The 23,382-nt window shown below is 49.3% G+C and carries 24 protein-coding genes; 22 read left to right on the top strand and 2 right to left on the bottom strand.

Annotated features, from left to right (window positions below; genetic code table 11):
- The first annotated feature begins 9 nt into the window (after nucleotides 1-9).
- The 7 genes from carB (at nucleotide 10) to QCB44_RS05815 (ending at nucleotide 7,329) form a co-directional block, all read left to right on the top strand.
- A complete protein-coding gene (gene carB / locus QCB44_RS05845; RefSeq protein WP_279408542.1) occupies nucleotides 10-3,225 on the top strand; it encodes a carbamoyl-phosphate synthase large subunit in 3,216 nt (1,071 codons plus the stop codon).
- A 98-nt stretch (nucleotides 3,226-3,323) separates the two neighbouring features.
- Nucleotides 3,324-3,800 (top strand): transcription elongation factor GreA, encoded by a 477-nt coding sequence (gene greA / locus QCB44_RS05840; RefSeq protein ID WP_279408541.1) that lies wholly within the window; start codon nucleotides 3,324-3,326, stop codon nucleotides 3,798-3,800.
- 71 nt (nucleotides 3,801-3,871) lie between these two features.
- On the top strand, nucleotides 3,872-4,351 hold the full coding sequence (locus QCB44_RS05835) for a DUF4149 domain-containing protein (protein WP_279408538.1): 480 nt from the start codon (nucleotides 3,872-3,874) through the stop codon (nucleotides 4,349-4,351).
- A 139-nt stretch (nucleotides 4,352-4,490) separates the two neighbouring features.
- Entirely contained in the window at nucleotides 4,491-4,844 is a 354-nt protein-coding gene (locus QCB44_RS05830; protein ID WP_279408536.1) for a hypothetical protein, read from the top strand.
- A gap of 105 nt (nucleotides 4,845-4,949) precedes the next feature.
- The gene (locus tag QCB44_RS05825; protein WP_279408535.1) at nucleotides 4,950-5,750 is read left to right on the top strand and encodes a ferritin-like domain-containing protein; all 801 of its coding nucleotides are present in this window, start codon (nucleotides 4,950-4,952) and stop codon (nucleotides 5,748-5,750) included.
- Between the two features lie 5 nt (nucleotides 5,751-5,755).
- Complete coding sequence (locus QCB44_RS05820) at nucleotides 5,756-6,427, top strand: class I SAM-dependent methyltransferase (RefSeq protein ID WP_279408534.1); 672 nt, start codon at nucleotides 5,756-5,758, stop codon at nucleotides 6,425-6,427.
- A gap of 17 nt (nucleotides 6,428-6,444) precedes the next feature.
- Nucleotides 6,445-7,329 carry an ROK family protein gene (locus QCB44_RS05815; protein ID WP_279408532.1) on the top strand — a complete coding sequence of 295 codons (885 nt, stop codon included), beginning with the start codon at nucleotides 6,445-6,447 and terminating at the stop codon, nucleotides 7,327-7,329.
- 37 nt (nucleotides 7,330-7,366) lie between these two features.
- On the opposite strand, the gene zntB is transcribed toward QCB44_RS05815, so the two are convergent.
- Complete coding sequence (zntB, locus tag QCB44_RS05810; RefSeq protein WP_279408531.1) at nucleotides 7,367-8,347, bottom strand: zinc transporter ZntB; 981 nt, start codon at nucleotides 8,345-8,347, stop codon at nucleotides 7,367-7,369.
- Nucleotides 8,348-8,528: 181 nt separating this feature from the next.
- On the opposite strand from zntB, the gene QCB44_RS05805 reads away from it, so the two are divergent.
- On the top strand, nucleotides 8,529-8,861 hold the full coding sequence (locus QCB44_RS05805) for a thioredoxin family protein (RefSeq protein ID WP_279408529.1): 333 nt from the start codon (nucleotides 8,529-8,531) through the stop codon (nucleotides 8,859-8,861).
- 64 nt (nucleotides 8,862-8,925) lie between these two features.
- On the opposite strand, the gene QCB44_RS05800 is transcribed toward QCB44_RS05805, so the two are convergent.
- Nucleotides 8,926-9,792 carry an SDR family NAD(P)-dependent oxidoreductase gene (locus QCB44_RS05800; protein ID WP_279408526.1) on the bottom strand — a complete coding sequence of 289 codons (867 nt, stop codon included), beginning with the start codon at nucleotides 9,790-9,792 and terminating at the stop codon, nucleotides 8,926-8,928.
- Nucleotides 9,793-9,946: 154 nt separating this feature from the next.
- Between QCB44_RS05800 and QCB44_RS05795 the strand changes: the two genes are divergently transcribed.
- The 14 genes from QCB44_RS05795 (at nucleotide 9,947) to ybgF (ending at nucleotide 23,369) form a co-directional block, all read left to right on the top strand.
- Nucleotides 9,947-11,008 (top strand): hypothetical protein, encoded by a 1,062-nt coding sequence (locus QCB44_RS05795; RefSeq protein WP_279408523.1) that lies wholly within the window; start codon nucleotides 9,947-9,949, stop codon nucleotides 11,006-11,008.
- A 262-nt stretch (nucleotides 11,009-11,270) separates the two neighbouring features.
- Complete coding sequence (locus QCB44_RS05790; protein ID WP_279408521.1) at nucleotides 11,271-11,948, top strand: DUF502 domain-containing protein; 678 nt, start codon at nucleotides 11,271-11,273, stop codon at nucleotides 11,946-11,948.
- Nucleotides 11,949-12,004: 56 nt separating this feature from the next.
- Nucleotides 12,005-13,786 (top strand): aspartate--tRNA ligase, encoded by a 1,782-nt coding sequence (gene aspS / locus QCB44_RS05785; RefSeq protein ID WP_279408519.1) that lies wholly within the window; start codon nucleotides 12,005-12,007, stop codon nucleotides 13,784-13,786.
- 48 nt (nucleotides 13,787-13,834) lie between these two features.
- Nucleotides 13,835-14,911: a quinolinate synthase NadA gene (gene nadA / locus QCB44_RS05780; RefSeq protein ID WP_279408518.1), complete on the top strand. Its 1,077-nt coding sequence runs from the start codon at nucleotides 13,835-13,837 to the stop codon at nucleotides 14,909-14,911.
- A gap of 65 nt (nucleotides 14,912-14,976) precedes the next feature.
- On the top strand, nucleotides 14,977-15,723 hold the full coding sequence (locus QCB44_RS05775) for a YebC/PmpR family DNA-binding transcriptional regulator (RefSeq protein WP_279408517.1): 747 nt from the start codon (nucleotides 14,977-14,979) through the stop codon (nucleotides 15,721-15,723).
- A gap of 101 nt (nucleotides 15,724-15,824) precedes the next feature.
- The gene (ruvC, locus tag QCB44_RS05770; RefSeq protein ID WP_279408515.1) at nucleotides 15,825-16,343 is read left to right on the top strand and encodes a crossover junction endodeoxyribonuclease RuvC; all 519 of its coding nucleotides are present in this window, start codon (nucleotides 15,825-15,827) and stop codon (nucleotides 16,341-16,343) included.
- 44 nt (nucleotides 16,344-16,387) lie between these two features.
- A complete protein-coding gene (gene ruvA, locus QCB44_RS05765) occupies nucleotides 16,388-17,014 on the top strand; it encodes a Holliday junction branch migration protein RuvA (protein WP_279408514.1) in 627 nt (208 codons plus the stop codon).
- Complete coding sequence (ruvB, locus tag QCB44_RS05760) at nucleotides 17,015-18,040, top strand: Holliday junction branch migration DNA helicase RuvB (protein ID WP_279408513.1); 1,026 nt, start codon at nucleotides 17,015-17,017, stop codon at nucleotides 18,038-18,040. It abuts the gene before it with no gap.
- Nucleotides 18,030-18,722 carry a protein TolQ gene (gene tolQ / locus QCB44_RS05755; protein WP_279408512.1) on the top strand — a complete coding sequence of 231 codons (693 nt, stop codon included), beginning with the start codon at nucleotides 18,030-18,032 and terminating at the stop codon, nucleotides 18,720-18,722. Before ruvB ends, tolQ begins: the two co-directional genes overlap by 11 nt.
- Nucleotides 18,723-18,834: 112 nt before the next feature.
- Nucleotides 18,835-19,263 (top strand): ExbD/TolR family protein, encoded by a 429-nt coding sequence (locus QCB44_RS05750; RefSeq protein ID WP_279408511.1) that lies wholly within the window; start codon nucleotides 18,835-18,837, stop codon nucleotides 19,261-19,263.
- A complete protein-coding gene (gene tolA / locus QCB44_RS05745) occupies nucleotides 19,260-20,303 on the top strand; it encodes a cell envelope integrity protein TolA (protein ID WP_279408510.1) in 1,044 nt (347 codons plus the stop codon). Before QCB44_RS05750 ends, tolA begins: the two co-directional genes overlap by 4 nt.
- 55 nt (nucleotides 20,304-20,358) lie before the next feature.
- Nucleotides 20,359-21,693, top strand: a complete 1,335-nt coding sequence (gene tolB / locus QCB44_RS05740) for a Tol-Pal system beta propeller repeat protein TolB (RefSeq protein ID WP_279408509.1) — start codon at nucleotides 20,359-20,361, stop codon at nucleotides 21,691-21,693.
- Nucleotides 21,694-21,789: 96 nt separating this feature from the next.
- Nucleotides 21,790-22,431, top strand: a complete 642-nt coding sequence (gene pal, locus QCB44_RS05735) for a peptidoglycan-associated lipoprotein Pal (protein ID WP_279408507.1) — start codon at nucleotides 21,790-21,792, stop codon at nucleotides 22,429-22,431.
- 53 nt (nucleotides 22,432-22,484) lie between these two features.
- Nucleotides 22,485-23,369: a tol-pal system protein YbgF gene (ybgF, locus tag QCB44_RS05730; protein ID WP_279408505.1), complete on the top strand. Its 885-nt coding sequence runs from the start codon at nucleotides 22,485-22,487 to the stop codon at nucleotides 23,367-23,369.
- Nucleotides 23,370-23,382 lie beyond the last annotated feature (13 nt).

The raw sequence follows: 23,382 nt of genomic DNA, 5'->3' as shown, positions 1-23,382 counted from the left end.
AAATAAGAAATGCCAAAAAGAACTGATATTGAAAGTATTCTGATCATCGGTGCCGGCCCTATCATTATCGGCCAGGCCTGTGAGTTCGACTACTCGGGTGTGCAAGCGTGTAAGGCACTGAAAGAAGAGGGTTACCGTGTTATTCTGGTCAACTCTAACCCGGCCACGATCATGACCGATCCAGAGTTGGCGGACGCCACCTATATTGAACCGATCGAATGGAAAACGGTTGAAACGATTATTGCCAAAGAACGTCCTGATGCGATTCTGCCGACTATGGGGGGGCAGACGGCACTGAACTGTGCATTGGACCTGCACGATAAAGGTGTGCTTGAAAAGTACAACGTTGAATTGATCGGTGCAAATGCCGATGCGATCGATAAAGCGGAAAACCGTGACCGTTTCCGTCAGGCCATGCAAAAAATCGGCTTGGATATGCCGAAATCGGCGGTAGCTCATAATATGGAAGAGGCGTGGGAAATTCAAGCGGAAGTCGGTTTCCCAACCGTTATTCGTCCCTCTTTCACTCTGGGTGGTTCCGGTGGTGGTATTGCCTACAACAAAGCGGAATTTGAGCAGATCTGTAAATTCGGTTTGGAGTTGTCTCCGACCAATGAACTGTTGATTGAAGAATCGATTCTCGGTTGGAAAGAGTACGAAATGGAAGTGGTTCGTGACAAAAACGACAACGCCATTATCGTCTGTTCGATCGAAAACCTGGATCCAATGGGGGTGCATACCGGTGACTCAATTACAGTGGCCCCCGCACAAACGTTGACGGATAAAGAATATCAAATCATGCGTAATGCTTCGTTGGCGGTGCTGCGTGAAATCGGTGTTGAGACCGGTGGATCAAACGTTCAGTTCTCGATCAACCCTGATACCGGGCGCATGATCATTATCGAAATGAACCCGCGTGTATCACGATCATCTGCGCTGGCTTCAAAAGCGACCGGTTTCCCGATTGCCAAGGTGGCCGCGAAACTGGCCGTGGGTTACACGCTGGATGAGTTGCAGAATGACATCACCAATGGTGCGACACCGGCGTCATTTGAGCCGACCATCGATTACGTTGTGACTAAGATTCCTCGCTTCACGTTTGAAAAATTCCCACAAGCACAACAGCGTCTGTCGACACAGATGAAGTCGGTGGGTGAAGTCATGGCCATGGGGCGTAACTTCCAGGAGTCGGTGCAGAAAGCGTTGCGCGGTTTGGAAACCGATAAAAACGGCTTCGATGAAATCATGCCGTTGGCGACGATGGACGAGAAAGAGATCAAGGATGTACTGCGTCAGGAGTTACGCAATCCTGGTCCTGAGCGTCTATGGTATGTAGCGGACGCTTTCCGTGCCGGTTGGACGCTTGAAGAAGTGTTTGACACCTGTAAGATCGATCCATGGTTCTTGTCACAGATTAAAGACCTGATTGATATCGAGGACGATCTGAAGCAGCGCGGTCTGGATGCATTGGATGAGGAGCTATTGCGTCAATTGAAGCGCAAAGGATTCTCGGATAACCGTATCGCTCAACTGTTGAATACTGATGCTGCGTTTATCCGTAAGTTCCGCCATACTCTGAACATCCGTCCAGTCTACAAGCGCGTAGATACCTGTGCAGCGGAGTTTGAAACCTCAACGGCTTACATGTATTCAACTTACGATGAAGAGTGCGAAGCGAATCCGACCGATAAAGACAAGATCATGGTGCTGGGCGGTGGTCCGAACCGTATTGGTCAAGGGATTGAGTTTGATTACTGCTGTGTGCATGCGGCGATGGCTATGCGCGAAGACGGTTATGAAACCATTATGGTGAACTGCAACCCGGAAACCGTATCAACCGATTACGATACGTCCGATCGTCTGTACTTCGAGCCGTTAACCTTGGAAGATGTCTTGGAAATCGTAGAAGTCGAGAAACCGAAAGGGGTGATCGTTCAGTACGGTGGACAAACGCCGTTGAAACTAGCGGAAGCCCTGGAAGAGGCGGGTGTGCCGATTGTAGGTACATCACCGGAGTCGATTGACTTGGCGGAAGACCGCGAGCGTTTCCAGCAGCTGCTTCACAGCCTTGAATTGCAACAACCGCCTAACCGTACCGCACGCAGTGAAGAGCAAGCGCTGGCATTGGCGAATGAGATCGGTTATCCATTGGTAGTACGTCCTTCCTATGTATTGGGTGGGCGAGCGATGGAAATTGTCTATTCAGATGCCGACCTGTCACGTTACATGACGGAAGCGGTGAAGGTCTCTAATGACTCTCCGGTGTTATTGGATCGTTTCTTGGATGACGCCGTGGAATTGGATGTGGATGCGATCTGCGATGGTGAACAAGTGGTGATTGGTGGCATCATGGAGCACATCGAACAGGCGGGGATTCACTCCGGTGACTCGGCGTGTTCATTGCCACCATACAGTATTTCTGCTGATGTTCAGGATCAAATCCGTGTTCAGGTTGAGAAGATGGCAAAAGCCTTGGGCGTGGTTGGGTTGATGAATACTCAATTTGCGATCAAAGGTGATGAGATCTACGTATTGGAAGTCAATCCGCGTGCTTCACGTACGGTCCCCTTTGTGTCGAAAGCGATTGGCCGTCCGTTGGCTAAAATTGCGGCGCGCTGTATGGTTGGTCAAAGCCTGCAAGAGCAGAAATTTGTCGATGAGATCAAGCCTGCACACTACTCGGTGAAAGAAGCGGTTTTCCCATTCATCAAGTTCCTGGGCGTGGATCCGATTCTGGGGCCGGAAATGAAATCAACCGGTGAGGTTATGGGGGTTGGCGACAGCTTTGCTCAGGCCTATTCAAAAGCTCAGTTGGCGGCAGGTACCGTTTTACCCCGTTCCGGCACGGCTTTCTTAAGTGTGCGCAAAGCGGATCGCGTACGTGTTGTAGAGTTGGCCAAGCAGCTGATTGCACGTGGCTTTAAGATTGTTGCGACACGCGGTACAGCCAGTTCATTGACTGAAGCCGGGATTGAGTGTGAAGTGGTTAATAAGGTGACTGAAGGGCGCCCGAATATCGTCGATTCCATCGTCAATGAAGAGATTGATTTGATCGTCAACACTTCCGATGGCTCTGTCAGTATTCAAGACTCTTCAAGCATCCGTCGTGAAGCTTTGATGCACAAAACCTGTTATACCACGACGATTGCTGGTGCGTTTGCAATGGTTGCGGCAATGGATTTCTTGGAAGACCAGCCGGTTAGCCGTCTGCAAGACCTGCAGTAAAGTTATTCCATTAATTGATAACGCCAAAGCTTGTTTGACGGGCTTTGGCGTTTGTATTTATAGTGGCACATAAGTGTTGTCAGTTTAAGGAATGTAGTATGAATAAGCATCCAATGACAAAAGAAGGCGCTGAAGCGCTTCAGGCAGAATTGAATAAGCTTAAGAAAGAAGATCGTCCGCGTATTACCGAGGCTATTGCCGAAGCGCGTGAGCATGGCGATCTAAAAGAGAATGCAGAATATCATGCGGCACGTGAACAGCAAGGTTTGGTTGAAGCGCGTATTAAGCAGCTAGAAAGTATTTTGGGCAATGCGCAGATCATTGATGTCACCAAGTTGAATCCGGGCGGTAAAGTGGTATTTGGTGCCACGGTCACGGTATTGAATGTCGATACTGACGAAGAATTGACTTATAAGATCGTTGGTAATGAAGAAGCCGACATAGCGCATAACAAGATTTCCGTCAATTCTCCGATTGCTCGAGCGTTGATTGGCAAGCAAGAAGGTGATGAGATTGTGGTTGAAGCACCGAGCGGAAATATCGATTATGAAGTGATCGAGATTCAATATATCTAATTAAGATTGATCGTTTCAAACCTAACAGGCCTGCTTATTTGCAGGCCTATGTGTCTCGAAGTAGGGGAAACATGGCGTGGTTGCGAATATTAGCGGCGGTATTTGCCATTGCATTGGTGACATGGTTGAGCGTGACGGGTTATGTCGTGGCCCCTTTGTTGTTTGATACCTTGGATTCTGTCACGGCCGGCCAGTTAGTTGGTCGCTTATTGACGATTGGTAACTGGATTGGCCTGATTGGTCTGACGATAGTCTTGCTGATAAACTTGGCCGGACGCAAGAAACAGAGTGTTGGCTTACATCATTTGAGTCTACTGTGGCTGAGTGGGGTGTTGATCGCAGTGAGCGAGTTCTGGTTGACGCCGAAGATGGAAGCGATTAAAGCGCTGCACCCACAAGGCTTGTCACCACCATCGGAGCCTTGGCAGAGTTTTATGATGTGGCATGGTATTTACCAGCTGCTTTTTTTGGCGTTGATTGTCATTCTGCTTGTCTGGGCATGGTTGAATTTGAAGTCCATGATCAACCACAATTCAGCGCCCCTTGGCTAAGGCTTGATTCATCACAGAAAACTCAATAAAAAAAGTTTATAAGCATTTAATTATTTTCTAACCTGATTGGGTTGCAATTTTTATTGAAAAACGTCAGAATTGACCCGTTATAGAGACAAACCAAACCTGGAGTTTATTAATGAAACACTTAACACTAAAAGCTTTGTTTATTTCTGCTTTTGCGGCAGTTTCTCTGAACGTTCAAGCGGCAGATACTTATGAGCAATGCTTGGCAGATGCAGAAGCGGTTATCGCAGCTGCTAAAGCGAACGGCGGTGCCGCTGCTCGTGAAGTAGAACAAAAAACTACTGTTGAAGCATGTATGGCTGAATTGGCTAAAATCGAAGCTAAGTACGGTGACAAAACAATCGCTCGTAACCCTTCTTCAGTAATGACTCCAGAAGATCGTGCGAAGTGGGCTAAGTTGTTCGATGCGGTGGATGCTAAGAAATTCACTGGTACGCGTTACAACATGGCGGCTTACTACCGTTAATCGATTGTTCGACAGTCGTTCTAAAAAGCCGGTTTTTACCGGCTTTTTTATTTTTAGCCTAAAATAAGCCTCCTCGATCATTCTCAATCTCCCCTGTTGGATTTTATGAAAAAGAATCTGTTTGAATCCGTTTATCAGTGTTTGATGGAAAACAATCTCAACGGCAAAGTGCAGTTGCTCTCGCAATTACAAGAAGACTGGTCACAAGACCGCTTTGACTTTTCGCCTACCCAAGAGATTGTCAGAATCCCTGATCCGGGGCGCCCGGATCAGCCACAATTGGTTTCTCCCAAAGAGTTGCCTCGCCGTGGATTGGGGACGCCGGAAGGTCACGCTTCTCTGATGCACTCGATTGCGCATATTGAATTCAATGCGGTGAACCTCGCTTTGGACGCCGTCTACCGATTCCAGGACATGCCCTATGAGTATTATCGTGACTGGCTCGGGGTGGCCGGCGAGGAATCCTATCACTTTCAAATGGTTCGCGAACACCTGAACCATTTGGGGTATGAGTACGGTGATATGCCGGCGCACAATGGCCTGTGGCTGACCACCTATGAAACCGATCATGATCCATTGGTACGCATGGCTTTGGTGCCGAGAACTCTGGAAGCGAGAGGTTTGGATGTGACGCCGCCAATGATTCAAAAACTGCGTGCAATTGGGGATAAACGTGGTGTGGAGATTTTGAAAATCTTGCTGCGCGACGAGATCGGGCATGTGGAAGTCGGTACGCGCTGGTTCCGCTATTTATGTGCACAGCGTAATCTCAATCCATTCAAACAGTTTCAATATATTATCGACCGGTATTTTCACGGTGATTTACGAGGGCCTTTCAATTACGAAGCGCGTGCTCAAGCGGGTTTTTCCGAAGAAGAACTGGACTGGCTGAAAAGCATCGGTTGATAAACATGAAGTCCTTGTTGTCGGAGAAACAGCGTCTGCGTATTCAGACGCGCCACAAGCAATCGATTGAACAGTTCGGCTATCAACCGCAAGCGCTGTTCTGGAGCAATCGTGAGATCCAGCAGATCCGCTTTGAAAAATTGGTCGAAATTTTGCCTGCCCCTTTCTGTGAAGAGCAGGACGTACAACGGCCGTGGAAAATACTCGATGTCGGTTGCGGGTTTGCGGATTTGAGATGCTTTTTGCATGAACATGGCATTGCGGTTGAGTATTGTGGAATTGACCTGTCTGCAGACATGGTACAAAGCGCGCGTTTTCAACACCCGAATATTGAAGTGCATCAGGGAGATCTGTTCGATTTTGATCCAGACGACGCCAGTTTCGATGTCGTTTTTTTGTCCGGCGCGTTGAATGAAGTCGTGGAAACCGAGGTTGAACAGACCGCACAATTCCAAGGTCGTTATGCCAAGGCGGTGATTCGGAGGATGTATCAGGCCTGCCGATTCGGTGTTGCCTTTAATCTGCTGGATGCCCGGCATCCGTGGGTGAAAAGTCGTGTCGATTTACAAAGTTTTTTGCCTGACGAGATGGTGACTTACTGCCAGGGTTTTGCACACACAGTCAGATGGCAGGAAGGCTATCTGGAAAACGATTTTACCGTTTATCTGCATAAGTAGCGTTTAGGGAGTTGGTGATGCGTTTAGGAATTGATCTAGGTGGCACGAAAATAGAAATTATTGCACTGGATGAGCAGGGAGAAACCTTGCTTCAGCGCAGAGTGGTCACGCCTAAAGGTGATTATGCGGGGACGGTTGAGGCGATGTGCGGTTTAGTGCGTCAGGCAGAGCAGGAATTGGGGCAGACTGGTTCGGTCGGTGTCGGTATTCCGGGGGCAGTCTCGCATAAAACCGGGCGGGTCAAAAATGCCAATTCCACCTGGTTGATTGGTGAAGATTTGCAAGGCGATCTGCAACGCCAATTAGCGCGCCCGGTAAAACTGGCGAACGATGCCAACTGTTTCGCCTTGTCCGAAGCGGTCGACGGCGCGGCCCAAGGAGCCGAGGTCGTATTCGGGGTGATTATCGGCACCGGCTGCGGCGGCGGCATTGTCGTCAACGGGCAGATTTTAAATGGTGTCAATGCCATTGGCGGGGAGTGGGGGCACAACCCTTTGCCTTGGGCTGAACCCGAAGACCCAATGCTGGAGTGTTATTGCGGCTTAAAAGGCTGCAATGAAACCTTTCTTTCCGGTAGCGGTTTTCAAGCGCATTACCGTTTGCAGAGTGGCAAGGAACTGCGTGCCGAACAGATTGTGGAACTCAGCGAACAGGGCGACAGCCAGGCGCAAGCCATGATGCAACGATATTATCATTGGCTCGCCAAAGGGCTGGCCAGCGTGATCAATGTCGTTGATCCGGATGTCATCGTTTTGGGTGGCGGCATGTCAAATATCCAAGCGCTCTATACTGAAGTGCCTAAACGGTGGGATCAGTGGGTCTTCAGCGATCAGGTTTCCACGCGCCTGGTGGCGCCAAAGTTCGGCGATTCCAGCGGCGTGCGCGGCGCAGCTTGGCTTTAATGTCTCGCGCTGCATTTTTTGAACAGGCCTGTTGGGTTTAAAGCCATCGTTTCCAGCGAAATACCAGAAGTTGCAGGATGACGGCGATCAGCATTGAGCCGCTGACGACCCAGAATGCCTGCGGGGAATCCGCTCCGGGGATGCCGCCGACATTGATACCCAAAAGTCCGGTTAAAAAGCCCAACGGCAGAAAGATCGCGGCGACGATCGAGAGCATGTACATGCGTTCGTTAAGCTGTTCGGACATGCGGCTGATCAATTCTTCCTGGGTGACATTGGCGCGTTCACGCACCGCATCAATGTCCTCAATATGCCGAATCAGGCGATCACTCACTTCGCGTAACTCAATGCGTTGAGAGTCATTCAGCCAGCTTAATTTTTCCAAAGCCAAGCGGTTCATGGCTTCACGTTGTGGTGAAAGGTAACGTCTTAAGGCGATGGTTTGGCGGCGCAAATTAGCCAGTTGGTAGCGTAATTCCGCTTGATGGCTGTCGACCACGGATTCTTCCAGTTCATCGACTCGATCTTCCAGTTGGTCGACGGTATCGCTCATTCGCCATACCAGCCGGTCACAGAGCTCGACGAGGAATTCAGACGGGCTAGTCGGTCCTTGGTTCTGTTGGAAGCTTTTGACGATTTCCTTTACTGAATGCAAGTCACGTCGTCCGGTGCTGATGATGCGGTTTTGGTCGGCCCAAAGACGTATAGAGACCATGTCGTGCGGATCGGAACCCGGATTCAAGTTGACCCCTCTCAGCGCCAATAGTACGCCGTCGCCGATGGCCGTGGTACGCGGTCGGGTCTCTTCACTCAGCAGAGCGTCGGCGACCAGCGGGTCCAGTCCGCTTTGATGGATAATCCACTCCCGGCTCTTCGGATCGGTATAGTCAAAGTGCAGCCAGGCCGGCATCGTGGATGTTGCTGCCTCAATCTGCTGCCAGTTCAAGGAGGCCTGCGAGGTTGCACTGAGTAGGAAGGCGTGTTTCAGTCCGGCCGGTTGTTGGGGGTGTTGGCTCATGTTTGACTCTCCTATGTAGATCGTAAATAACGTTGGAGATTGAGTGTTGGCTAGATGATAGCGGTTTAAGCCGAATGTTTTAGCATTATCCGGTTTTATTGAGTTTGATTTTACTGAATTTGGCGGATGCTGAGAGGTAAAATAGGATTTTTTTGATGTCGATATGTTAAGGAACGGCGAGATGCAGACGGTTGAAGGTTTGGAAGCGTTGGAAAGTTTAAAGCAGGAAGCAGAGGCTTTGTTGATTTTGTTTGGCGGCAAGGAATGCAATGTGTGTCATGCGATTAAGCCTAAACTGGAGGCTTTATTGAGCGAACACTATCCCAAGGTAACGCAGTGTTATGTGGATTGTCATGTGACCACCGACATCTGTGCTCAGCATGGCGTGTTCACCTTGCCAACCTTGCAGGTCTATTTTGGTGGCCAGCGCTTCATCGAGGAAGTGCGCAGCTTCAGTGTGCCTAAGGTCATTGAAGATATGGCCAGACCGTATTCGATGATGTTTGATGAATAAACCATTCGGCAAACTGAACAGGCCTGTTCGGTTTGCCGGAGTTTAAAATTGATTACCGTTCTGACTAGCGTTTGCCGTCCCCGCCGGCTTTAATCAATAAGCGATCCAATAGACGGTTCGGCAGTAGACGTTTGAGTACGGCAAATACTTTGGTTGGGGTTGTGACGCGATAGCGGATTTTGGCCTGCCTGTGCTGTAGCGCGTGAATCACACAGTCGGTGACCGCCTCCGGTCCAAGGGTAAATGGGGCGCTGGGGCCAACGGTCTCCAAGCGGTTGATCATGGCCTGATAATTGGCGGAATGCGCGCTGTGTTGCGGATCAATCCACTGTTTGAATTGCGCGTAGGCGTTCTTTCTGAAGTCGGACAGAATCGGTCCGGGTTCGATCAGGCTGATCTGGATATTATCCTGTTTGACTTCCAGTCTCAGTGTATCGGCAAAGCCTTCAATGGCGAATTTACTGGCGTTATAGGCGCCGCGGTACTGCATGGCGGCAAATCCCAGGATGGAACTGTTGTAGATAATCTTGCCGCCGCCTTGCCGGCGCATGATTTTAACGACCTGGTTGGTCAGTTCCTGAGTACCGAAGACATTGGTTTGAAACTGATGCAACATGGCGTCACGGCTGAGGTCTTCTACCGCGCCTGGCAATCCAAAAGCGCCATTGTTAAACAGGGCGTCAATGCGTCCATTGCCGGTTGCTGCTGACGTTTTCAGGGCGTTTTGCAAACCTTCTCGAATCGAGTCGCTGCACGCTAAATCCAATTGCACGGCGGTTAACCCTTCCTGTTGTAACCGGGTGACGTCTTCCGCTTTTCGACAGCTGGCAATAACGCTATAGCCCAATTTGTGCAGGGCATGGGCGGCATGGTAGCCGATGCCGCTGGAGCAGCCGGTGATCAACAGGGTGCTGGGAGGAGGCAGTTGCATGGTGGCATCCTTAATATTTGAGTTGGCGTTAGTCTAAAGTAAATTAAGCGTTTAGCCAATCGGGTCTTTATTCGGCAATCATCTGGTTTATGGGCATGTATATTGCTTTAAGGGTGGGGTTGCTAGGTTGAAGACTGTTTTATTAGGAAAAAAAATGACATTAAGATTCGGAAAAGGAATTTTTTGCCGCGGTACCTTGTTCTTATCGGCCTCGGCGTTGATGTGTGGGGCTGTTTTGTTGAGTGGATGCAATATGGCCAATAGTGACGGAGGGGTAAGTCCTGATTCGGGCGATTCATCGGCGGCATCCGCCTCTGTTACGCTTACAAGTGCGACTTCCACTCCGGATGCGTTGGGATATTATTCGGAAAATACTATTCTGACTTATAACGCTTCAGCGACCGGCTCTATGGGAAGTTCTATCACCTGTTCCACCTCATTGTCTTTTAATGACAGTGTGGTGGATACTTCTCTTGGTTGCGGGGAAGATCAGTTCATTCTGAGTAATGGTGCCGGCGTATACCGCATCAAATTAACCGCTACAGATGCCAATTCCATGGTTGCTGAGGACCAAAAATTTGTCATTGTCAAACCGAGTGAAACCTATTTGATTGCGGATTTTGATTATGCACGATCCGTTGACCCGGCAACCCCTTATGATCTGGAACTTGATGCAACTCCGTCAACCTTGGCTTTAAGCAATATAGATACATATACCTGGCAGGTCCGTTTAAAGCAGGATGATGAAAATACGAATTGGACTGACACCATTCAGATGCACACCCCAATGACTTCCATAACATTAAATAATGACGGCATTTATGTGGTAAGACTGACGTTGGTAGATGATGCTGAGAAAACGGCGATGGTAGAGAAGACCATTGTTATGAGCAGTGAGCAGGCTTTGGAGGCGGATTTCAGCGTCACTGTCAGTGGTGCGGCTCCTGTAAATATCGGTGTGGATGCTTCAAGCAGTACGGTCGCAGCAGGCGTTGATCATTATGTCTGGGAGGTATATGACACGGCAACCGCAACGACGGCCGAGACGGATGCCGAGACGGACTCGACAGCGCCTCAGCCGATCTATCGCCTGACGGTGGAATCTGCCACCACGGTTTTGCCGATTGTCACTGCCGGAACCTATTTGATTCGCCTGAAAGTGATTGATGCCACGGGTAATGAGCATGAGTTGACACGCGTTGTCAATGTTCCTTGATGAGACGTTTTTTGAAATGATCCCTGATGGCAATCCGTCTTGCCTTCGGGTTTGTTTCAAACCGTCTTTAAGAAAGTGAACAGGCCTGTTCACTTTTTTGTTTGTCAAACCTGGATTGTAAAACCGGCGTGCAGTTTCAGAGCTGCTTCTTTTTATCACCGCTTTCTTTCTTAGTGACTTTCCTTGTCAAAAAGCCTTTAAATTCATTTATAATATCGTGTTTGGTCTGGAATACAGGACTGGTTAACCGTCGGGGTGCGGCATGGGCATTTTTAAGCGTTATCTGATTGCAGGTTTGTTAGTTTGGCTTCCTCTTGGGGTGACGATCGCAGCTTTGCTTTTCTTGGTCAACTTTTTTGATCGTAGCTTGTTATTGCTTCCCGAACACTACCGTCCTGAAGCGTTGATCGGCTTTAATATTCCCGGCTTGGGAATTGTCCTGTCTTTGGCTTTGATTTTACTCACCGGGATGCTGGTTGCGAATATCCTCGGCAGCAAGTTGGTGAAGTTGTGGGAATCTTTCTTAGCACAGATTCCCCTGGTGCGTTCGATTTATACTGCGGTTAAACAGATCGCGGAAGCGGTTTTTGGATCGGGAGAACAGACGTTTCAGAAGGTGTATCTGATTCAATATCCGCGTAACGGTCTATGGACCTTAGCGTTTCAGACCAGTAAGCAAAAAGGTGAAGCGCAGAGTAAAACCGGTATCAATGAGGTGGTAAACCTGTTTGTACCGACGACGCCTAATCCGACATCAGGATTTTTTATTATGGCGTCCAGCAATGAAATTATTGAGCTTGATATGAGTGTGGATGAAGCTCTTAAAATGGTGATTTCAGGTGGGGTGGTCGTCCCGCCGTGGCATCCTAAACACACCGATTCTGAAACAACGCCACCCCTTTTGGCAGTTGAGCAGAATTCTAGACAAAACGAACTTTGAGCTAAAGGGCCAGAGTTTTAAACTGAATGACAACGGATTGAAAGGTAATAAAGATTATGCGTACACATTATTGTGGGCAGGTAACAGAAGCGTTAATTGATCAGCAGGTCACGGTAGCCGGTTGGGTTCATCGTCGTCGTGACCACGGTGGAGTTATCTTCATTGATCTACGTGATCGTGAAGGATTGGTGCAGGTTGTGGTCAACCCGGATACTGCTGATATTTTTGCCAAGGCTGAACGTCTGCGTGTGGAATGTGTATTGAAAGTCACCGGTAAAGTGATTCCACGCACCGAAGGTACGATCAATCCGAATATGGCGACCGGTAAGATTGAAATTGTTGCGACCGAATTGGATGTGTTGAGCATGGCGGAGCCGATTCCATTCCAGTTGGATGAGAAGAATGTGGGGGAAGAGACCCGTTTGAAATACCGCTACATCGATTTGCGCCGCGAAGAGATGCAAAAGACATTGATGTTGCGTTACCAGGTCACCCGAGCGATGCGTCGTTATTTGGATGACAATAATTTCATGGATATCGAAACCCCGATTCTGACCAAATCGACGCCGGAAGGGGCGCGTGATTACCTGGTGCCGAGCCGTACGCATGAAAACAAATTTTTTGCTTTGCCGCAGTCTCCGCAGTTGTTCAAGCAGTTGCTGATGATGTCGGGTTTCGACCGTTACTATCAGATTACGCGCTGTTTCCGTGACGAAGATCTGCGTGCCGATCGTCAGCCTGAATTTACCCAGTTGGATATCGAGACTTCGTTCATGGACGAAGATGCCGTCATGAAGCTAATGGAAGGTTTGACGAAAACCATCTTCAAGGAAACCATTGGTGTCGAATTCGATTATGATTTCCCGCGTATGCCATACGCCGAAGCGATCCAGAAATACGGTATCGATCGTCCGGATCTGCGTATCGACATGCAGTTGGTTGACGTAGCTGATCTATTGCAGGATATCGACTTTAAAGTGTTTGCAGGGCCGGCTAAAGATCCTAAAGGTCGTGTTGCGGCCTTGAAAGTGCCTGGTGCCGCCACCATGTCTCGTAAAGAGATTGATGAATACACCAAGTTCGTCGGAATCTACGGCGCGAAAGGTTTGGCTTATATCAAAGTGAATGATCTATCCGCCGGTATTGATGGTCTGCAATCGCCGATTGTGAAGTTCTTCCCGGATCAGGTGATGGAGATTATGGAACGTGTTGGGGCAGAGGATGGTGATATTGTCTTCTTCGGTGCCGATACGGCCAAGGTGGTGAATGAGGCGTTGGGGGCGTTACGTGTTAAGATCGGTGAAGATCTTGGTATGTTAAACGGTGAATGGAAGCCGTTGTGGGTGGTTGACTTCCCGATGTTTGAAGAAGATGAGAAGACGGCTCGTATGACAGCCATTCACCATCCGTTCACCCAGCCAAAGGCAACGACCGAAGAGATTTTGAATCACGCTGAACCGCACCAGATGCTTTCCAAGGCGTACGATTTGGTGATTAACGGCCTTGAAGTCGGTGGTGGTTCGGTGCGTATCCACGATACCAAGATGCAAGCCGCGGTCTTTAAACTGCTGGGTATTTCCGATGAAGAAGCTCAGGACAAGTTCGGCTTCTTGCTGGACGCACTGAAATACGGTTGCCCTCCGCATGCTGGAATGGCATTCGGTTTGGATCGCCTGGTGATGATCCTAGGTAAGATCGAGTCGATCCGTGACGTGATTGCTTTCCCGAAAACCCAATCGGCCGCTTGTCCATTGACTGAGGCTCCAGGCATGGTTGATGATGCGCAGTTAGCGGAACTGGCATTGCGTTTCAGAAAGTTCGGTCAAGAAAAAGCCTGATATTAAAAGGGGCGTTTGCGCCCCTTAATCAAATTTGTGAGGTCAGTTATGTCTGAACAATCCCATGATATTCCTGTCGGCTTGGAGACTCGAATTAACCGCTTGGCAGAAAATGCCAATATTCTGCCGCCTTTGAGCGAATCCGAAAAAGAGGCGCTTCGCGATAAGATCAAGCGTCTATTGAAAGAACGCAATGCGCAACTCATTGTCCATTATTATGTCGACGCCGATCTGCAAGCTTTGGCGGAAGAAACCGGGGGCATCGTTGCCGATTCTCTGGAAATGGCGAATTTTGGTGCCCATTCGGATGCCCAAGAGTTAGTCGTTTGTGGTGTGCGTTTTATGGGTGAAACGGCCAAAATCATGAGCCCTGAAAAAACCGTCTTGATGCCGGACCTGGAAGCCACCTGTTCTTTGGATTTGGGGTGTCCGGCTAAAGAGTTTGCGGAGTTTTGTGCTGAGCATCCGGACTATACGGTCGTGGTATACGCCAATACCAGTGCCGAAGTAAAAGCCATTGCCGATTGGGTAGTGACCTCGGGTAACGCCTTGCAGATCGTCAGCCACCTTAAGGAGCAGGGGAAAAAAATTATCTGGGCTCCGGATCGTCATTTGGGGGATTGGATCGAAAAACAGACCGGCATCGAAATGCTACGTTGGCAGGGACACTGCATTGTTCATGACGAATTTAAAGCTTATGAGCTTGAGCAGTTGATCAAGAAACATCCTGAGGCCAAGGTATTGGTTCATCCGGAATCGCCTGCCGATGTGGTGGCGATGGCCGATGTGGTCGGTTCGACCAAAGTGCTGTTAAATGCGGTGACGACTCTGCCCGACGACACCTTTATCGTTGCGACCGACTACGGTTTGTTCTATAAGATGAAGCAGGCCGCACCGAAGAAAAACCTGATTGTTGCGCCGACCGCTGATCGTGAGCATCAATGCGTCAGTTGCGCCCATTGCCCATGGATGGCGATGAACAACCTGAAAAATCTGGCAGAATGTCTGGAGAAGCAAACCGGTGAAATCCAGGTTGATGAGGCGGTTCGTGCAAAAGCCCTGGCGTCTTTGGAGCGCATGCTGAATTTTTCCAGAAAGCATGGCTTGGTCAAGGCGAAAGAGTAAAAACATTGAAGTAAAACACGAACTCAATACTGTTTCCATATTGTTGAGTTCCTTTGGGAGAGAGAATGGCTGGTCACAGCAAATGGGCAAACATTAAACACCGCAAAGCCGCACAAGATGCGAAACGCGGCAAGATCTTTACCAAATTGATAAAAGAGTTAGTGGTCGCCGCTAAGCAGGGCGGTTCCAATCCGGATGATAATCCGACTTTAAGAGCTTGTATCGATAAGGCCTTGCGTTCCAATATGAAACGCGACACTATTGATAAAGCCATCGCCCGCGGTGCCGGAGGCGGAGAAGGCGAAAATTATGAAGAAATTCGTTACGAAGGGTACGGGCCAAACGGTATCGCTTTGATTATCGATTGTTTGACTGATAATAAGAATCGTTCGGTGATGGAAGTACGCACTGTGCTCAGTAAGCGCGGTGGCAATATGGGTACCTCCGGATCGGTGGCCTATATGTTTAATAAACAGGGTACGATCAGTTTTCCTGAGGGTTCCGACGAAGATGCGATTATGGAGGCGGCATTGGAAGCGGGGGCCGAAGATGTGGTCACGGATGGCGGTTCGATCGATGTGATTACTACGCCCGAAACCTTTATGGATGTCAAAACGGCTTTGCAGGAGAGTGGGTTTGAAGCGGAATCCGCTGATGTCGCTATGGAAGCGGATGTCAAAGTCAGTCTGGAGTTCGAGGAGGCTCAAAAAGCGTTGGAACTGATCGAAGCGCTTGAAGATCTGGATGATGTTCAGAACGTCTATTCCAATATCGATGTTTCCGAAGAGGTGATGAACCAATTGATGGGCTAAGGCCAGTGTGCGTTTTGTACCGCTATGCTCGTTAACACGTTTCATTCTCCATATTGATTTCCCTTTTGACTTGACCTGTTGAAGGAATTCCGAGGTTTGTTTTGGCCGAAATCCAACGCGTATTAGGGATAGACCCAGGATCACGAAAGACCGGTTTCGGTCTGATTGAATCCGGGCGTTATCATCCCAATTATCTGGTCAGCGGCGTCATTCGAGTTGAAAAACTCTCTGGTGCAGAGCGTCTTAAAACCATTTTTGAATCGGTTTGTCAGATTATCGATCAATATCAGCCGAGCGTGATGGCGATTGAAAAAGTGTTTGTCTATAAAAACCCGAACAGTGCGATTAAACTTGGGCAAGCCCGAGGGGTAATTCTTTGTGCCGCAGCCATTAAAAATGTGCCCATAATGGAATATACTCCTACACAGATTAAAAGCACGGTTGTGGGCAAAGGGCACGCGGGGAAAAGTCAGGTTCAGTTTATGATTCAGAACTTGTTGAAACTGACGGAAGCGCCACAAGAAGATGCTGCGGATGCCTTAGCTTGCGCCTTGTGTCACGACCGTTATATGACGCTGGGCATTGACCCGGAAGCGATTTCCAAAGGAACGCGTTTCTAGATAGAGTTGATGTTCGTAACCAGAAACAGAAAGGATCACGCTGGATGATTGGATTTTTAAGGGGACGTCTGGTACAAAAGTTACCGCCTATGCTGGTGATTGACGTTCATGGGGTGGGCTATGAGGTGCAAGCACCGATGTCGACCTTTTACCAGTTGGAACACACTCAGGAAGAGGTGACGATCCTGACTCATATGCATGTGCGCGAAGATGCTATGTTGCTCTATGGGTTTGCGAGTGAATCCGAACGTACCCTGTTTAAGACCTTGATTAAGGTCAATGGCGTAGGCGCAAAAATGGCACTGGGTATTTTGTCAGCGATGTCGGTGAATGAGTTTTGCGGTTATGTGGATGCTGGTGATGTGACCGCCTTAACGCGCATTCCTGGAGTCGGTAAGAAAACGGCGGAACGCTTGTTAATTGAAATGCGCGATCGTTTGAAACCGATATTCGAATCAGGCCTGCTCAGTTACGAACCGGCCATTGATGGGGTTGGAACAATGGGAACCGTGTCTGCCACCTTAAGCAGCGTACAACAGTCGGCTTGTGATGCGTTGATGGCGTTAGGTTATAAAGCGCCGCAAGCCGAGAAGATGATTCAGTCCGTCTATGAAGAAGGGGTTTCCTTGGAAGAGCTGATCAAGCGCGCCCTGCAGGGAGTGAAGTTGTAGATGATTGAAACTGATCGTATAGTGGGGGCACAAGCCGCTGAGGATGACATCTACGCACAGCCTTCCGTTCGGCCAACCCAGATCCAGGAGTACATCGGTCAGCAGGCGGTCAGGGAGCAGCTTCAGTTGTCTATGGATGCGGCCAAGATGCGCAGTGAGCAGCTAGATCATGTCTTGCTGTATGGCCCTCCGGGTTTGGGGAAAACCACCTTATCCAATATTATTGCCCAGGAGATGGGAGTGACCTTGCGTCAAACTTCCGGCCCGGTGCTGGAAAAACCGGGCGATCTGGCCGCAATTCTGACGCGTCTTGAACCGCATGACGTCCTATTTGTCGATGAAATTCACCGCTTGAGTCCGATCGTCGAAGAGGTGCTATACCCGGCGATGGAGGACTTCCAGATCGATATTGTGATCGGCGACGGTCCGGCGGCACAAAGCGTTAAAATTGACATACCACCTTTTACCTTAGTGGGGGCGACCACCCGGGCAGGCCTGCTGACTTCTCCGCTGAGGGATCGTTTTGGTCTGGTGCAACGCTTGGAGTTCTACTCGGACGAAGAGTTGACACAAATCGTTACGCGTTCTGCGAATATTTTAGGCATGCATGCCGAGTCGAGTGGCGCGCTGGAAATTGCCCGGCGTTCTCGTGGCACGCCGCGTATTGCCAATCGCTTATTACGCCGAGTGCGCGATTATGCTCAAGTACGAGGTGACGGCATTATTACCGCGGAAATCGCCGATTTGGCGCTGAACCTATTGGAAGTAGACCGGTTAGGGCTAGATAAGATGGATGGCCGCTATTTGGAAACCTTGATCGATAAGTTTGACGGTGGTCCGGTAGGGATCGATAGCTTGGCAACGGCGCTCGGTGAAGAACGCGGCACCATTGAAGATGTGATTGAACCGTTTTTGGTTCAGCAAGGGTTTTTAATTCGCAGTCCTCGCGGTCGTATGGCGACCCGTAGGGCGTATGAACATTTTGGCAAAATCTATCCTCAAAAGGGAAATGAGAATGAACAGTGATTTGATTGATATCGTATTAATGGCCAGCCCTGTGGTGCAGGCCGTCATGCTGATTTTGGCGCTGATGTCGATTGCAGCATGGGCCGTTGCATTCGCTAAGTCTTACGAAATTCGCCGTGCATCGCAACAAGCCAAGCTATTTGATCAACTGTTTTGGAATACGCAAGAGCTGACCAATTTGTTTAATCAAGTCAGTCAGGAAGACGAATCAAAGCGCAGAGGCATGGCTTCTTTGTTTGAGGCCGGATTTAAAGAGTTTGTGCGCTTACGCAAGCAAGGGGTAACCAATACCAATGATTTGATGGCCGGGACGCAACGCGCTATGAAAATTGCGTTTTCAAGAGAATCCGATCGGCTTGAGAATCGTCTGCCTTTGCTGGCCACGGTTGGTTCTTCTGCTCCTTATATCGGTTTGTTTGGAACGGTGTGGGGGGTGATGCATGCCTTCCAATCACTCGGCAATGTGCAAAATGCGACCCTGGCCGCGGTGGCGCCAGGGATTTCCGAAGCCTTGATCGCAACGGCGATCGGTCTGTTCGCCGCGATTCCAGCCGTTATTGCCTATAACCGCCTGTCCCATCGTGCGGATCGTCTATTGGGTGAATATGAAAATTTTGCCGAAGGGTTTTTAACCATCCTGCAACGTCAGGCGCATTCGCTTGAAAAACAGAATGCAGTCTAATGGCTGATGAATTTAATCAAGCGTTTATCAACGGATAGCGACGAATCATAACGGTAGCAAAAAGATTAAAATGAATACTGGGTTTAGAAGCAGTCGACAAAAAAAACGCCTCATGGCCGAAATCAATGTAGTGCCCTACATTGATGTGACTCTGGTGTTGCTGATTATTTTTATGGTGACGGCGCCGATTGTGCAACAGGCAGTTAGCGTGCAACTTCCACAAACACCGGAAATCAGTGAAAAAAAGTCTAAATCCGTTTCTGAAGAACCGACTCCCTTCGTGATTACGGTTACGGCAGACGGGCTTTATCGAACGTCTGAAAATCCGGATCTAACCTTAAGCAATAAAGAACTCGCCGACTTGGTCGCAGAGGTGGTGGCACGAAGTCAGCTCAATGCCGCACTGCCGATTTATATTCAAGGTGATCGTGCCGCGCCTTACGGTAAAGTTGTGCACCTGTTTACGCTGCTTAAAGCCAACGGCGTCGCTAATGTCTCTTTAATGACAGAACCTGAAACGAACGAAGGAGCCGCTCGATGATTCAATTTATTGTGCGCCATCCATTTTCGGTTCTGTTAGCAGTATTGATTCATATTGCCGTAGCAATCGGCGTGGTTGTCCAGTGGCAAAGCACGCCGCATGTGATGACTATTTCGTCAGCTCAACCGTCCGAAGAGACGACTCAGGCAGTGAAAACCATGGAAACGATGAAGACGTTTGCGGTGGATTCCAAAGCGGTAGAGGAGCAGATTGCTCGCATTAAGGCTGAAGAAGCCGCTAAAAAAGCGGAACAGCAACGCTTGAAACAGCAGGCGGATAAGGAACGTGCTCGTTTAGCCGAAATCAAAAAACAAAAACAACTTGAAGAGCAAAAAGCCCAAGAGGCTAAACGCTTAGCGGAACAACAAAAACGTCAGGCCGAGGCCGAAAAACGCAAAGCGGCTGAAGCCAAACGCCTGGCTGAAATCGAACGTCAAAAAGTCGCGGCCGCCAAAAAACGTGCAGAAGCGGAAAAGGCCAAAGCGGAAAAAGCGCGTCAGCAAGCGTTGTTAGCCGAGAAGAAACAGCAGCAGGCAAAAGAGCAGATCGCTAAGGCGGAAGCGCAGCGCAAACTGGAAGAAGAGAAGAAAAAGGCTTTAGAGGCCGAAATTGCAACTAAGGCTGCGGAAAAGCAGAAGCTTCAAGAGGCGACCTTGCAAGCCATGTTGGCAAAAGAGCAAGCAGAAGCCAAGGCTCGCTTGGAGCAGCAGTTGGCGCAAGAAGAAGCCATGCGCCGTGAGCAGCAAAAGCGTCAGCAGCTGATGTCGTTAAAAGAGACTTATATTTCTTCCATTTCGGCTAAAGTCAAAGACAATTGGCGCACACCGGCCCGCATTTCCGAGCAGGCGCAGTGTGAACTGGATATTACGCAAACGCCGGGTGGCAGGGTGACCAGTGTGAAAGTGGTGAATTGTAATCAGTTTGCCAATGAGCAGTTTAAGGAAGCGGCCGAAAAAGCGGTCTATCGTTCTGAGCCGCTGCCGGAACCGCCAGTGCCCGAGCTATTTGAACGCAACATCCGTTTTGTATTTAAGCCTTAATTAAGGGCGATAGCCGCCAAAATTGAGTTTAAATTGAACAGTAAAGAATAGAGAAATGAAGTCTATGTTGAACCGTAACGGTATTTTGAGAAAAAGTGTTTTTTACACAGGCCTGTTCATTTTCAGCTGGATGTGGTCTGTCTCGGCTCATGCCAAATTGACGATTGAGATCAGTGAAAGTTATGAGAATGCCTTGCCGATCGCCATCGTGCCATTGCAATGGAAAGGGCAGGCTCAACAGCCACCTGAAGACTTGGCAGAGGTGATTCGCCAAAATCTACGCCGTAGCGGTAAGTTTAAGCCGATTCCGGCTGCCGAGTTGCCGGCACGTCCTACCTTGCCCGAAGAGGTGGATTACACTCAGTGGCGCCCGCTGGATGTGGATAATTTGTTGATCGGCAGCATCACCGATCAGGGCAATGACCGTTATCAGATTGACATGCGCTTTCTGGATGTATTGCGTAAAAAGCAGGTGATCGGCAAGCGTTGGAGCAACATTCCCGGTAGACAGTTGCGTCAAGTCGCACACATTATGAGTGATTTGATTTATGAGGAGCTTACCGGACTGCGCGGCGCTTTTAATACCCAAATTGCTTACGTTACCCTGAAAACCGTCAATGGCAAGCGCCGCTATACTTTGGAAGTGGCCGATGCGGACGGGTTTAACCCGCAACCGATTTTGCGTTCCCCTTTCCCGATCATGTCCCCGGCGTGGTCTCCGGACAGCCGCAAACTGGCTTATGTTTCCTTTGAAAAAGGGCGTTCTCATATCATCGTTCAGAGTTTGGACGGAACTTACCGCGAAACCGTGGCCAGCTTTAAAGGGATTAACGGAGCGCCGGCCTGGTCTCCGGATGGTAACAAACTGGCCATGACCCTTTCCAAGGACGGCAGTGCGGATATTTATGTTATGGATCTTAAAACCCGTAAATTGCAGCGTTTGACGCGCCACTGGTCGATTGAAACCGAAGCGGCTTGGGCACCGGATGGACGTTCGATCTATTTTAATTCCGACCGTCGTGGGCAGCCCCAGGTCTTCCAAGTCTTTTTAGACAGCGGCGAAGTGCAGCGTGTGACCTATGAAGGGCGTTATAACGCTAATCCAGAAGTGTCTCCGGACGGACGTTATGTGGCGATGGTGCATGGGCAAGGCGGTTTCCATATCGGCCTTCTGGACCTGAAAACCAATCAATTTAATGTGCTGACGCAGAGCTTTTTGGATGAGTCGCCAACCTTTTCCCCTAATGGAGAAATGATTCTGTATGCGATGAATCAAAATGGTCGCGGTAAGTTGGCGGTGGTTTCTCCTGATGGTAAAACGTCGCAAACCCTGAGCGTTCAGGACGGTCAGGTGCGTGAACCGGCTTGGGGACCATTTTTAGATCGTTAAATTAGACAGCGTAATGCTACGCTACAGAAAAGGAATCGGTCTATACTGTTTTCAAACAGATAAACCAACCCATATTTAAGGTTAAAGGGCTAAACAATGCGAATGTTAAAAGGTTTCACTGATCAGACAGTCATTCAAAACATCGGGGTTAAGCGTGTATTAATCGCGTCAATGATGGCCTCTTTGGTTGCATTGGGCGGTTGTAGCGGTACCGGTGATGCTCAGCGTTCAGGCGACACGGATTTGCAGCCATTGGACAGCTATGAGCGTGGTGAAGACGGCAAACCGAAAGAGAACGGTGAATTTTTGGACTTAGGGGTTGAGATTCAAGGGGTAGAAATCGACGATGGTGTGGCTCGTGGTGAAACCCTTGGAGAAGCGAGCGATCTGAATGGTGATGCCGCCAAAACCTACCAGCCGGTTATTTATTTTGACTTCGATCAGTCTGAATTGAGTGAAGAGAACACCGATACGGTGAAACATTATGCCCAGGTGTTGGTTGACCACCCCGAGAAAAAGGTGACTCTGCAGGGGAATACCGATGAACGCGGCAGTCCGGAGTACAACTTGGCCTTGGGGGAAAAACGTGCCAAAGCCGTCGAGCAGGTCATGATGTTGTTTGGTGTTGAGGCTTCGCGCATTGAAGTGGTCAGTTTTGGTGAAGAGCAACCGGTTATGCTTGAACATAACGAACAGGCCTGGTCGATGAATCGTCGCGTAGAAATCAAAATTCATTGAGATACCGATTGAAGATTCGATCCCCCTTTTGAATGACTGTAGGTTTTTTTAAAATGAATTTAACCCAAACAATGATGCAATCTCAGCGATTAAGCCGATTCATTCTGCCGTTGGCGATCATGATGACGATGTCGGCTGCGGCCGTTCAAGCCGCGCCAACGGGCTCCATTGAAGAGCGTATACAAAGATTGGAGCGCATGGCAGACAATCCGGTTTTGTTGCAGATGAACCAGCGCCTCGCCGATCAGCAGCGTGAAATTCAACGTCTACAGGATGCGATGGATCGATTAAAGCGTGATCAACGTCAGTTTTTAGAGCAAGCGCGTTTGCGAGATGCTGAAACCGATCAGCGTATCAGTGATTTGGAAACCCAGCTTAAACAGTTCAAGGGCGGTGCTGTACCCGGTTCCGTTCCAAGTAGTCCAATGCCTCAAACTCAGCTGACGCCGCAAGTTGCACCTGCCGTGGGCCAGGAAGCGGATTCCTCCCCAGCATCCATGCCAACCGTGAGCGCTGTCTCTTCTGCAGCTCAACCTTCCCCAAAAAGGGGGATTCATGCGGCGACGGCGGAGGAAAATCAGGCGTATCAGCGCGCTTTTGCAATGATGCGCGCCGCCAAATACTCGGAGTCCATCTCCCAGTTTGAAGCGTTTTTGCAGAAGTATCCCGCAAGCAGCTTGGCAAGTAATGCCAGTTATTGGGCTGGTGAGGGGTATTTGATTAAAAAGGCCTACGATAAAGCGCTCAATGCTTTTGAGATTGTGATGAAGCAGTACCCGGGTTCAGCGAAAGAACCGGATGCCATGCTGCGTGCGGCGGACGCCTTGCAAAATCTGCAAAAGCCTAAAGAGGCCGAGGCGCTTTATCAACAGTTGATTGAACGTTTCCCGGAAACCCGTGCGGCTAAGAGCGCCCAAAAACGCCTGCAAAGCAGCTGATTTGACTTATTTG

The sequence above is a fragment of the Thiomicrorhabdus sp. zzn3 genome (assembly GCF_029767755.1).
Taxonomy (GTDB): Bacteria; Pseudomonadota; Gammaproteobacteria; order Thiomicrospirales; family Thiomicrospiraceae; genus Thiomicrorhabdus.
This window is presented reverse-complemented; position numbering and strand designations above follow the sequence as displayed.

Excerpts from the sequence above, each read along its gene's own strand:
- QCB44_RS05835 (WP_279408538.1), top strand. The coding sequence starts at position 3,872 with ATGGCGTGGTTGCGAATATTAGCGGCGGTATTTGCCATTGCATTGGTG.
- pal (WP_279408507.1), top strand. The coding sequence starts at position 21,790 with ATGCGAATGTTAAAAGGTTTCACTGATCAGACAGTCATTCAAAACATC.
- greA (WP_279408541.1), top strand. The coding sequence starts at position 3,324 with ATGAATAAGCATCCAATGACAAAAGAAGGCGCTGAAGCGCTTCAGGCA.
- nadA (WP_279408518.1), top strand. The coding sequence starts at position 13,835 with ATGTCTGAACAATCCCATGATATTCCTGTCGGCTTGGAGACTCGAATT.
- ruvA (WP_279408514.1), top strand. The coding sequence starts at position 16,388 with ATGATTGGATTTTTAAGGGGACGTCTGGTACAAAAGTTACCGCCTATG.
- QCB44_RS05795 (WP_279408523.1), top strand. The coding sequence starts at position 9,947 with ATGACATTAAGATTCGGAAAAGGAATTTTTTGCCGCGGTACCTTGTTC.
- QCB44_RS05825 (WP_279408535.1), top strand. The coding sequence starts at position 4,950 with ATGAAAAAGAATCTGTTTGAATCCGTTTATCAGTGTTTGATGGAAAAC.
- carB (WP_279408542.1), top strand. The coding sequence starts at position 10 with ATGCCAAAAAGAACTGATATTGAAAGTATTCTGATCATCGGTGCCGGC.
- zntB (WP_279408531.1), bottom strand. The coding sequence starts at position 8,347 with ATGAGCCAACACCCCCAACAACCGGCCGGACTGAAACACGCCTTCCTA.
- aspS (WP_279408519.1), top strand. The coding sequence starts at position 12,005 with ATGCGTACACATTATTGTGGGCAGGTAACAGAAGCGTTAATTGATCAG.
- QCB44_RS05820 (WP_279408534.1), top strand. The coding sequence starts at position 5,756 with ATGAAGTCCTTGTTGTCGGAGAAACAGCGTCTGCGTATTCAGACGCGC.
- QCB44_RS05750 (WP_279408511.1), top strand. The coding sequence starts at position 18,835 with ATGGCCGAAATCAATGTAGTGCCCTACATTGATGTGACTCTGGTGTTG.
- tolA (WP_279408510.1), top strand. The coding sequence starts at position 19,260 with ATGATTCAATTTATTGTGCGCCATCCATTTTCGGTTCTGTTAGCAGTA.
- ruvB (WP_279408513.1), top strand. The coding sequence starts at position 17,015 with ATGATTGAAACTGATCGTATAGTGGGGGCACAAGCCGCTGAGGATGAC.
- QCB44_RS05790 (WP_279408521.1), top strand. The coding sequence starts at position 11,271 with ATGGGCATTTTTAAGCGTTATCTGATTGCAGGTTTGTTAGTTTGGCTT.
- tolB (WP_279408509.1), top strand. The coding sequence starts at position 20,359 with ATGAAGTCTATGTTGAACCGTAACGGTATTTTGAGAAAAAGTGTTTTT.
- QCB44_RS05830 (WP_279408536.1), top strand. The coding sequence starts at position 4,491 with ATGAAACACTTAACACTAAAAGCTTTGTTTATTTCTGCTTTTGCGGCA.
- QCB44_RS05775 (WP_279408517.1), top strand. The coding sequence starts at position 14,977 with ATGGCTGGTCACAGCAAATGGGCAAACATTAAACACCGCAAAGCCGCA.
- ybgF (WP_279408505.1), top strand. The coding sequence starts at position 22,485 with ATGAATTTAACCCAAACAATGATGCAATCTCAGCGATTAAGCCGATTC.
- QCB44_RS05815 (WP_279408532.1), top strand. The coding sequence starts at position 6,445 with ATGCGTTTAGGAATTGATCTAGGTGGCACGAAAATAGAAATTATTGCA.
- QCB44_RS05805 (WP_279408529.1), top strand. The coding sequence starts at position 8,529 with ATGCAGACGGTTGAAGGTTTGGAAGCGTTGGAAAGTTTAAAGCAGGAA.
- QCB44_RS05800 (WP_279408526.1), bottom strand. The coding sequence starts at position 9,792 with ATGCAACTGCCTCCTCCCAGCACCCTGTTGATCACCGGCTGCTCCAGC.
- tolQ (WP_279408512.1), top strand. The coding sequence starts at position 18,030 with ATGAACAGTGATTTGATTGATATCGTATTAATGGCCAGCCCTGTGGTG.